Origin of the sequence: Methylibium sp. (assembly GCF_013817365.1) — a bacterium.
GTDB lineage: Bacteria > Pseudomonadota > Gammaproteobacteria > Burkholderiales > Burkholderiaceae_C > Methylibium.
The window spans coordinates 3,307-11,436 of the sequence record NZ_JACDCU010000082.1; the positions used below are offsets into that span (position 1 = coordinate 3,307).

At 69.7% G+C, this 8,130-nt stretch carries 7 protein-coding genes, 1 pseudogene and 1 riboswitch; of the genes and pseudogenes, 1 reads left to right on the forward strand and 7 read right to left on the reverse strand.

What is annotated here, in order from left to right:
• On the forward strand, window positions 1-226 hold a 226-nt coding region (locus H0W38_RS07400; RefSeq protein ID WP_292452544.1), incomplete at its 5' end, for a hypothetical protein.
• On the opposite strand, the gene H0W38_RS07405 is transcribed toward H0W38_RS07400, so the two are convergent.
• From H0W38_RS07405 to H0W38_RS07435, 7 genes and pseudogenes are all read right to left on the reverse strand, one after another.
• Window positions 213-1,625, reverse strand: a complete 1,413-nt coding sequence (locus H0W38_RS07405; protein ID WP_292452546.1) for an L-serine ammonia-lyase — start codon at window positions 1,623-1,625, stop codon at window positions 213-215. The genes H0W38_RS07400 and H0W38_RS07405 overlap by 14 nt on opposite strands.
• 41 nt (window positions 1,626-1,666) lie before the next feature.
• Window positions 1,667-4,681 carry an aminomethyl-transferring glycine dehydrogenase subunit GcvPB gene (gene gcvPB / locus H0W38_RS07410; RefSeq protein ID WP_292452548.1) on the reverse strand — a complete coding sequence of 1,005 codons (3,015 nt, stop codon included), beginning with the start codon at window positions 4,679-4,681 and terminating at the stop codon, window positions 1,667-1,669.
• Window positions 4,682-4,775: 94 nt separating this feature from the next.
• Window positions 4,776-5,150 carry a glycine cleavage system protein GcvH gene (gene gcvH, locus H0W38_RS07415; RefSeq protein WP_292452550.1) on the reverse strand — a complete coding sequence of 125 codons (375 nt, stop codon included), beginning with the start codon at window positions 5,148-5,150 and terminating at the stop codon, window positions 4,776-4,778.
• A gap of 112 nt (window positions 5,151-5,262) precedes the next feature.
• The gene (gene gcvT, locus H0W38_RS07420; RefSeq protein WP_292452552.1) at window positions 5,263-6,405 is read right to left on the reverse strand and encodes a glycine cleavage system aminomethyltransferase GcvT; all 1,143 of its coding nucleotides are present in this window, start codon (window positions 6,403-6,405) and stop codon (window positions 5,263-5,265) included.
• A gap of 163 nt (window positions 6,406-6,568) precedes the next feature.
• Window positions 6,569-6,662, reverse strand: a riboswitch (glycine riboswitch).
• A 67-nt stretch (window positions 6,663-6,729) separates the two neighbouring features.
• Window positions 6,730-6,933, reverse strand: a complete 204-nt coding sequence (locus H0W38_RS07425; protein WP_292452554.1) for a hypothetical protein — start codon at window positions 6,931-6,933, stop codon at window positions 6,730-6,732.
• Complete coding sequence (locus H0W38_RS07430; RefSeq protein ID WP_292452556.1) at window positions 6,933-7,262, reverse strand: hypothetical protein; 330 nt, start codon at window positions 7,260-7,262, stop codon at window positions 6,933-6,935. Before H0W38_RS07430 ends, H0W38_RS07425 begins: the two co-directional genes overlap by 1 nt.
• Window positions 7,259-8,130: pseudogene (locus H0W38_RS07435) on the reverse strand (hypothetical protein); the annotation flags it as partial. The gene H0W38_RS07430 and the pseudogene H0W38_RS07435, both read right to left, overlap by 4 nt.

The following is an 8,130-nucleotide window of genomic DNA, read 5'->3' on the forward strand; positions in this document are numbered from 1 at the left end:
GCGCCGGCTGAAAGACAGCCGGCGCCGGGGGAACAGCACCGGCGCGGAACAAACTCGCCGGCTTTGCACCGCTCAGCGTTGGCAATCGGCGTGCCTGCAGCTAAGCATGGGCCGAGCGATGAACGGGAATACGCCGTCGAGGAAGCGGCGCGCTGGGGCATCGCATTTTGCCGTCGCCGAAGGCGTGAAGCCGGCGGCGTCAGCCGAAGCACTCAGCACTCGATGATGTTCACCGCCAACCCGCCGCGCGCCGTTTCCTTGTATTTGGTCTGCATGTCGGCGCCGGTCTCGCGCATGGTCTTGATCACCTGATCGAGGCTCACGTGGTGGCTGCCGTCACCGCGCAGCGCCATGCGCGCGGCGTTGATGGCCTTGACCGAAGCGATGGCGTTGCGCTCGATGCAGGGAATCTGCACCAGCCCGCCGACCGGGTCGCACGTCAGGCCCAGATGGTGCTCCATGCCGATCTCGGCCGCGTTCTCCGCCTGCTCCGGCGTGCCGCCCAGCACGGCGCACAGGGCGCCCGCCGCCATCGAGCAGGCCACGCCGACCTCGCCCTGGCAGCCGACTTCCGCCCCGCTGATCGAGGCGTTCTCCTTGTAGAGGATGGCGATGGCACCGGCGGTGAGCAGGAAGTCGATGACGCCGCGCTCCGCCTTGGCGGCATCGCGCTCGACGAAGCGCGTGTAGTAGTGCAGCACCGCCGGCACGATGCCGGCCGCGCCGTTGGTCGGCGCTGTGACGACGCGCCCACCAGCCGCGTTCTCCTCGTTGACCGCCAGCGCGAACAGGTTGACCCAGTCGAGCACCTGCAGCGGGTCGGTTGCCTGCAGGCCAGCCTCGGCATTCAGATCGCGGTGCAACTTCGCGGCCCTGCGCCGCACCTTGAAGCCGCCGGGCAGCACGCCCTCGCTTTTCAGGCCGCGCTCAACGCAGGCCTGCATGACGCGCCAGATCTTCAGCAGGCCGGCGTCGATATCGGCGTCGGTAGGCCCGAGCTTGGCGAGTGCCCGTTCGTTGCGTCGCACCACCTCGGCAATCGAGCAGCCCAGCCGGCGCGTGATCTCGAGCAGCTCGTCGCCACTGCGTATCGGATGCGGCACGAGCGTGGTGTCGGGGCCGATCACCGGCTGGTGGCTGCCGTCGGGCGCGATCTCGTCGCCGATGACGAAGCCGCCCCCCACCGAGTAATAGCTGCGCTCGGCCAGCGGGGCGCCACTCGCATCGAAAGCCGCGAAGCGCATGCCGTTCGGGTGCAGCGGCAGGCTCTGGCGGCGCTTGAAGATCAGGTCGCGCGGCTCGTCGAAGGCGATCTCGTGGCGGCCGAGCAGGGCCAGGCGCTTGTTCGTGCGCAGCGCTTCGAGCTGTGCGGGCGCGGCATCGACATCGACCGTGTCGGGCTCTTCGCCGAGCAGGCCGAGCAGCACCGCCTTGTCCGAGCCGTGGCCCTTGCCGGTGGCGCCGAGCGAGCCGTAGAGCTCGCAGACGACGCGCGTGGTCTGCCCCAACAGGCCCGCATGCTCCAGGCGCAGCGCGAACAGGCGAGCCGCGCGCATCGGGCCGACGGTGTGCGAACTCGACGGACCGATGCCGATCTTGAACAGTTCGAAGACGGAGAGGGCCATGAAGTACTTCTTTGCTCAGTCCGCGCGGACCGTGATGCCGCTCATGCGGTCGCCTCGACAGCGGTCTCGTCGGCGAGCACGGGGGCACAACTGCAGAACAGGTTGCGGTCGCCGTGCACGTTGTCCACCCGGCCGACCGGTGCCCAGTACTTTTGCCTGCGCAGGGCGGGTAGCGGGAAGGCGGCTTCTTCGCGGCTGTACGAATGCGGCCAGTCCGCGGTGAGCAGTACCTCAGCGGTGTGCGGGGCGAGCTTCAGCGGGTTGCCCTCGCGCGGCCACTGGCCCGATTCCACCTTGGCGATCTCGCCGCGGATGGCGATCATCGCCTCGATGAAGCGGTCGAGCTCGGGCAGCGATTCGCTCTCGGTCGGCTCGACCATCAGGGTGCCTGCGACCGGGAAGCTGAGCGTGGGCGCATGGAAGCCGTAGTCGATCAGCCGCTTGGCGACGTCCTCAGCGGTGATGCCGCTCGTCTCCTTGAGCGGCCGGAGATCGAGGATGCACTCGTGCGCTACGCCACCGCCCTTGACGCCGTCGATGTTGCCGCTGAAGTGGATGTCGTAATGATCGGCAAGCCGTGCGGCGATGTAGTTGGCGCTGAGGATCGCCGTCTCGGTCGCGAGCGTCAGGCCGTCCGTGCCCATCATGCGCATGTACATCCAGCTGATCGGCAGCACCGCGGCGTTGCCCAGCGGCGCCGCGGAGACGGCGCCCACGCTGGTCTCGAGGCCCACGCCGCCGGTGCGGTGCGCCGGCAGGAAAGGCACCAGGTCCGCCGCCACGCACACCGGCCCCACGCCGGGGCCGCCACCGCCGTGCGGAATGCAGAAGGTCTTGTGCAGGTTGAGGTGGCTCACGTCGCCGCCGAACTCGCCGGGCGCCGCCACGCCGACCAGCGCGTTCATGTTGGCGCCGTCCACGTACACGCGCCCGCCGTGGCGGTGCACCAGCGCGCACAGCTCCTTGATGTGGGAGTCGAACACACCGTAGGTGGACGGATAGGTGATCATCACCGCGGCGAGGTTCGCGCTGTGCCGCTCGCACTTGGCCTGCAGGTCGGCGAGGTCCACGTTGCCTTCGTCGTCGCACTTTGTCACCACCGGCTTCAGGCCGGCGAGCTGTGCGCTGGCCGGGTTGGTGCCGTGCGCCGATTCGGGGATGAGGCAGATGTTGCGATGCGCCTGCCCGCGCGAGGCATGCCAGGCCTTGATGATCAGCAGACCCGCGTACTCGCCCTGCGAGCCGGCATTGGGCTGCAGGCTGACACCGCCGTATCCGGTGGCCTGGCACAACCACTCGCGCAGTTGCGCGTCCAGCTCCGCATAGCCGGCCAACTGCTCGGCCGGCGCGAACGGGTGAATGTTCGCGAACTCAGGCCAGGTGATGGGCATCATCTCGCTGGTCGCGTTGAGCTTCATCGTGCACGAGCCGAGCGGGATCATCGTGCGGTCGAGCGCGAGGTCCTTGTCGGAGAGGCTGCGGATGTAGCGCAGCATCTCGGTCTCGCTGTGGTGGGTGTTGAACACCGGGTGCGCGAGGTAGGCGCTGTTGCGGCGCAGGCCTTCGGGCAGCAGCGGCGAGATGCCCTTGTCGAACTTGGCGAGCAGCGCCTGCAGGCTCTTGTCGACCGCGCGCTCGCGCGCCGCTGCACTGTCCTGGCCGCGCATCTCGCCGGCGCGCAGCACCGGCGCGGCGGCCATGCCGAGCGCCGTGGGGATCACGCGCCACAGCAGCAACAGGTCGGCTTGCGTGGTGGTCTCGTCGAGGGTGATGCCGATCGAGCCGGCCGAGGCACGGCGCAGGTTGACGCCGGCCTCGCGCGCGGCCTTGAGCACGGCGTCGGTGTGCACGCCGCTGGGCACTTCGATCGTGTCGAAGGCGTCCTCGTGCGCCAGCGTGCAGCCGAGGTGGCGCAACCCCGCGGCCAGCACGGCCGTGTAGCTCGCGACCCGCTGGGCGATGCGCTTGAGTCCCTGCGGCCCGTGATAGACGGCGTACATGCTCGCGACCACCGCCGGCAATACCTGCGCCGTGCAGATGTTGGACGTGGCCTTCTCGCGGCGGATGTGCTGCTCGCGGGTCTGCAGGGCCAGGCGCAAGGCGGGTGCGCCGTGCGCATCGACGCTCACGCCGACCAGCCGGCCCGGCAGCGAACGCTTGAATTCGTCGCGGCAGGCCATGTAGGCGGCGTGCGGCCCGCCGGCGCCCATCGGCATGCCGAAACGCTGGGTGGTGCTCACGGCGATGTCGGCGCCCATCTCGCCGGGCGGCGTGATCAGCGTGAGCGCCAGCAGGTCGGCGGCCACGATGGCCAGCGCGCCCTTGGCATGCAGTTCCTCGATGAGCGGCGCGAGGTCGCGCACTCGGCCATTCAGGCCCGGGTACTGGAACAGTGCGGCGAAGTGCTCGCCTTCGGCCGCAGCCTCGGCCGGGCCGACCGTCACGGTGTAGCCGAGCGGTGCGGCGCGGGTGCGCACCACTTCGAGCGTCTGTGGGAGCACGTCGTCGGCGACGAAAAAGCTCTTGCTCTTGCTCTTGCCGACGCGCGCGGCCAGCAGCATGCCCTCGGCGGCGGCAGTGGCCTCGTCGAGCATGGAGGCGTTGGCGACGGGCAGGCCGCTCAGGTCGGCGACCATGGTCTGGAAGTTGAGCAGAGCTTCGAGCCGGCCCTGGGAAATTTCGGCCTGATAGGGCGTGTAGGCCGTGTACCAGGCCGGGTTCTCGAGCACGTTGCGCAGGATCACGCCGGGCGTGTGCGTGCCGTGATAGCCCTGGCCGAAGAAGCTCTTGAGCACGCGGTTCTTCGCGGCGATCGTCTTCAGTTCCGCTAGCGCTTGCGCTTCTCCCGCAGCGGGCGGCAGCGCCATTGGCGCGGAGCGCACGATGCTGCGCGGCACGATGGCGTCGATGAGCGCGCGGCGGGTGAAGCCCGGCGCGCCCGTGCCGATGGCGGCGAGCATGCGACGCTCGTCGTCGGCATCGATGCCGATGTGGCGGGCGACGAATTCGTCGGCGTTCTCGAGTTCGGTGAGCGACCGGTAGGCAGACATCAGCATGAAAGAAGATCCTCGGCATCGAGCCCGCGGTGGCGGGCGCATTGGTCGGACAGTGCGCCCCCTCGTGAGGGACTCGCACCGCGGCAAAAGCGATTCAGCTGTCCTTGACGAGCTGCTCGTAGGCGGGTGCGTCCATGAGCTGGTCGAACTCGGTCATGTCGGAGACCTTGACCTTGAAGAACCAGCCGTGGCCGAGCGGGTCGGTGTTGGCCAGCGCCGGCTCGGCGCGCAGCGCCTCGTTGACCTCGACCACTTCGCCGCTCACCGGCATGTAGAGGTCGGCCGCAGCCTTGACGGACTCGACCACGCCGGCCACGTCGCCCATCGCGAAGCTGCTGCCCACAGCCGGCAGATCGACGAAGACCACGTCGCCCAGCGCGTCCTGCGCGTGCTGCGTGATGCCGACGACGGCCGCATCGTGATCTTCGATGTTGACCCACTCGTGATCGGTCGTGTACTTGGTCGTCATGGCTTTCCTCTTGTCGGTGGTTGCGAAGGGGGGAACGGGTGATCGGTGGAACGCCGGCCGGTCGGGCCGCGGGCAAGTCCTTGTCGACGCCGGCGCTCGCGAGTTGGCGGACTCAGCTTCGCTTGTAGCGGTGCGGCGCGAAGGGCAGGGCGGTCACGCGCATCGGCAGGGGCTTGCCGCGCACCAGCGCAAACACCTCGTGCGAGACGGCGCAGTGGTTGCTGGCCAGGTAGGCCATGGCAATGGGCTGGCCCGTGCTCGGGCCGATGGTGCCGCTGGTCACATGGCCGAGCCGGTGGCCGTGGCCATCGACGATTTCCGCGTCCTCGCGCACCGGCACCCGCTCCAGGCCGACCAGACCGACCCGCTTGTTGCAGGTGCCGGTGGCCAATTGCGCGGCGATGACGTCGGCGCCCGGGTAGCCGCCGGCGCGAGCGCCGCCCGGCCAGCGCACCTTCTGGATGGCCCACCCCAACCCGGCCTCGATCGGGGTGGTGGTGGCATGGATGTCGTGGCCGTACAGGCACAGGCCGGCTTCCAGCCGCAAGGTGTCGCGCGCGCCCAGGCCGGCGGGCTCCACTTCCGGCTGAGCGAGCAGCGCGCGGGCCAGCGTCTCGGCGGATTCGGCGGGAACCGAGATCTCGAAACCGTCTTCGCCGGTGTAGCCGGAGCGGGTGAGGTAGCAGGGAATGCCGGCCAGCTCGAAGGCGCCACCGCTCATGAAACTCAACTCCGCCACGCCGGGCGCAAGGCGGGCCAGGGCGGTCACCGCCTGCGGCCCCTGCAGCGCCAGCAGCGCCCGCTCGGGCAGCGCCTGCACGCGGCAGCGGTGGCCGATGTGGGTGAGGAGGTGGGCCAAGTCGGCATCCTTGCCGGCCGCATTCACGATCAGCAGCAGATCGCCCACGCCGGCCGAAGCCTGCGGCCGCGTGATCATCAGGTCGTCGAGCAGGCCGCCGCTGCTGTTCGTGAAGAAGCCGTAGCGCTGCTTGCCCTCGGTCAGGCCGAGCACGTCGACCGGCACCAGCGATTCGAGCGCGCGAGCCGCATCGGGGCCGTCGAGCCGGATCTGACCCATGTGCGAAACGTCGAACAGCGCGGCCGCGGCGCGGCAATGGCGGTGTTCGCCGAGGATGCCGCGGGGGTAGCTCACCGGCATGTCGTAGCCGGCGAACGGCACCATCTTCGCGCCGAGCTGGAGGTGCAGCGCATGCAGCGGCGTCTTGTGCAGGGCCGCGGTGTTGGCTTCGGACATGGAGTGACTTTCGAGGGCGTTGATGGAGCCACCGCAAAAACGGTGGAGCCTGCCCTCGCTGTCCTGGGTACCTGAGAGATTCGGCTCGCCGGTCGCGAGGGTATCGCGGCGGCGGGGCTTGCCCCTTCGGTGAGCCGCCTCTGGGGCGGCCTCTCTCCAGTGAGGTAATGCGTCAGTCCTTTTGCCTGAGCGTTCGAGGGCTTGCCTCTGCGCCTTCGGCGGCTCCCTCGAAGGAAGCTCTCTCCTGACGGGCCAAAGTGTAGCAGCGGGGTCGCGGCGGATGCCGTCACAGCAGCCCGACCGCAACGATGGGCATATTCCGGCTCAGTTCCCCGCAGGCCGGGTGAGCCGCTTGACCAGGCTGGCGCTGGTCAGCAGTTCGAGCTGGGCTTCGAGCCGGATCACGCGCTCGGTGAGGTTTTCGATCTTGCGCTGCTGCGTCTGGATGGCTTCGCTCTGACGCACTACGCGGTCTTCCAGCTTGATCACAGAACTCAGAGCGCCCCAGACCCGGTCGGTCACGCTCATCAGGCAACCTTGCGCACGCGCGCGGCCGCGGTGGGGGGCGCGGGTTTGGAGCCGCCGGCGCGGCGCTCCATCGCGGCGATGCGCTCGTTGCTCGAGGCGATGAAGGCGAGCGAATCGTCGATGGCGGCGCCAGCGCGATCAGTCGCGGCCTTGGCCGCATCGGCCAGCGCGCCCAGCTCGTCATCGGCCTCCTGCGACTCGTAGGCCACGGCGCCGCGGCGCATCAGCTCGGAGATCGGCAGGCCGAGCTTCTTGGCCTTGGCCGCGATGGCGGATTTTTCCTGGGGCGTCGCCTGGACGACGATGCGCAGGGTGGCTGCTGAACTCATGGCGTAGTGCTCCTGGGAGATCGGCCCGGCTCGGGTATGTACAGTCTATGTACATCGGGATCGCTGTCAAGCCCAGAATCTTCGACATCGAGGGTCGGCGCCTGCGGATAGAGCCGGGCCAGCAGCTCGGCGCACGCTTCGGCCAGCAGCGTGCGCAGTGCCTTGCGCAGCGGCGCCGCGGCCGTCGGTGCCGAGCCCGCCGTGCTGCGCTCGGCCCATAGCGCGTGCAGGGCCTCGGTGTGGGTTTCGAGCACGGCGCTCACGCTGTCCGACCAGAAATCCGGGTGTTCGGCAGCCGCCCATTCGCCGCGGCCGCGCCCGTAGTGCGCCACCGCCAGATAGCCGAGCAGGGCCGAACGCGCCAGCTCGTCGAGCACCGTGTCCGACCAGGCCAGCGACGGCGTATCGCCGCGCAGCAGGTTGACACCGCGCGCCAGCCCGGCGGCACCGAGCGCGCCGAGCACGCCGCCGGCCAGTAGGCCGCCGCCGAGCGTCATGCCGGCGCTGGCGATGTCGGCCTTCAGACCGGCGAGGGCGCCGGTGAGTACGCCGCCCCACACCGCTGCCTTGCCTTCGCTGAGGGGCTGGTGCACGGCGTAGTGTTCGGCCAGGCGCGTGAGCACCACGTTGGTGGCATGGCCGCCGAGGCCGTGCAACTGGATGAGCTGGTCGGTCGAGCGACGGATGTCGGCATCGAGCCGCTCGGCCAGCGCGCGCATCGCCTCCTCGCGCGGCGTCGTGGCGCCTTCGCGGCGCAAGCCGAGCGCGGCGCCGGCCTCCTTGAGCCTGCCGCTCCAGCCCGATTCGCGCACCGGCTCGCGGTCGAGCGCGGCGCGTGCCAGCCGCTCGGCCAGAACGTCCATCGCTG

What these genes read in the sequence shown, in the direction of transcription:
- H0W38_RS07405 (WP_292452546.1), bottom strand. Translation starts at nt 1,625, where the DNA reads ATGGCCCTCTCCGTCTTCGAACTGTTCAAGATCGGCATCGGTCCGTCG.
- gcvPB (WP_292452548.1), bottom strand. Translation starts at nt 4,681, where the DNA reads ATGCTGATGTCTGCCTACCGGTCGCTCACCGAACTCGAGAACGCCGAC.
- gcvH (WP_292452550.1), bottom strand. Translation starts at nt 5,150, where the DNA reads ATGACGACCAAGTACACGACCGATCACGAGTGGGTCAACATCGAAGAT.
- gcvT (WP_292452552.1), bottom strand. Translation starts at nt 6,405, where the DNA reads ATGTCCGAAGCCAACACCGCGGCCCTGCACAAGACGCCGCTGCATGCG.
- H0W38_RS07425 (WP_292452554.1), bottom strand. Translation starts at nt 6,933, where the DNA reads ATGAGCGTGACCGACCGGGTCTGGGGCGCTCTGAGTTCTGTGATCAAG.
- H0W38_RS07430 (WP_292452556.1), bottom strand. Translation starts at nt 7,262, where the DNA reads ATGAGTTCAGCAGCCACCCTGCGCATCGTCGTCCAGGCGACGCCCCAG.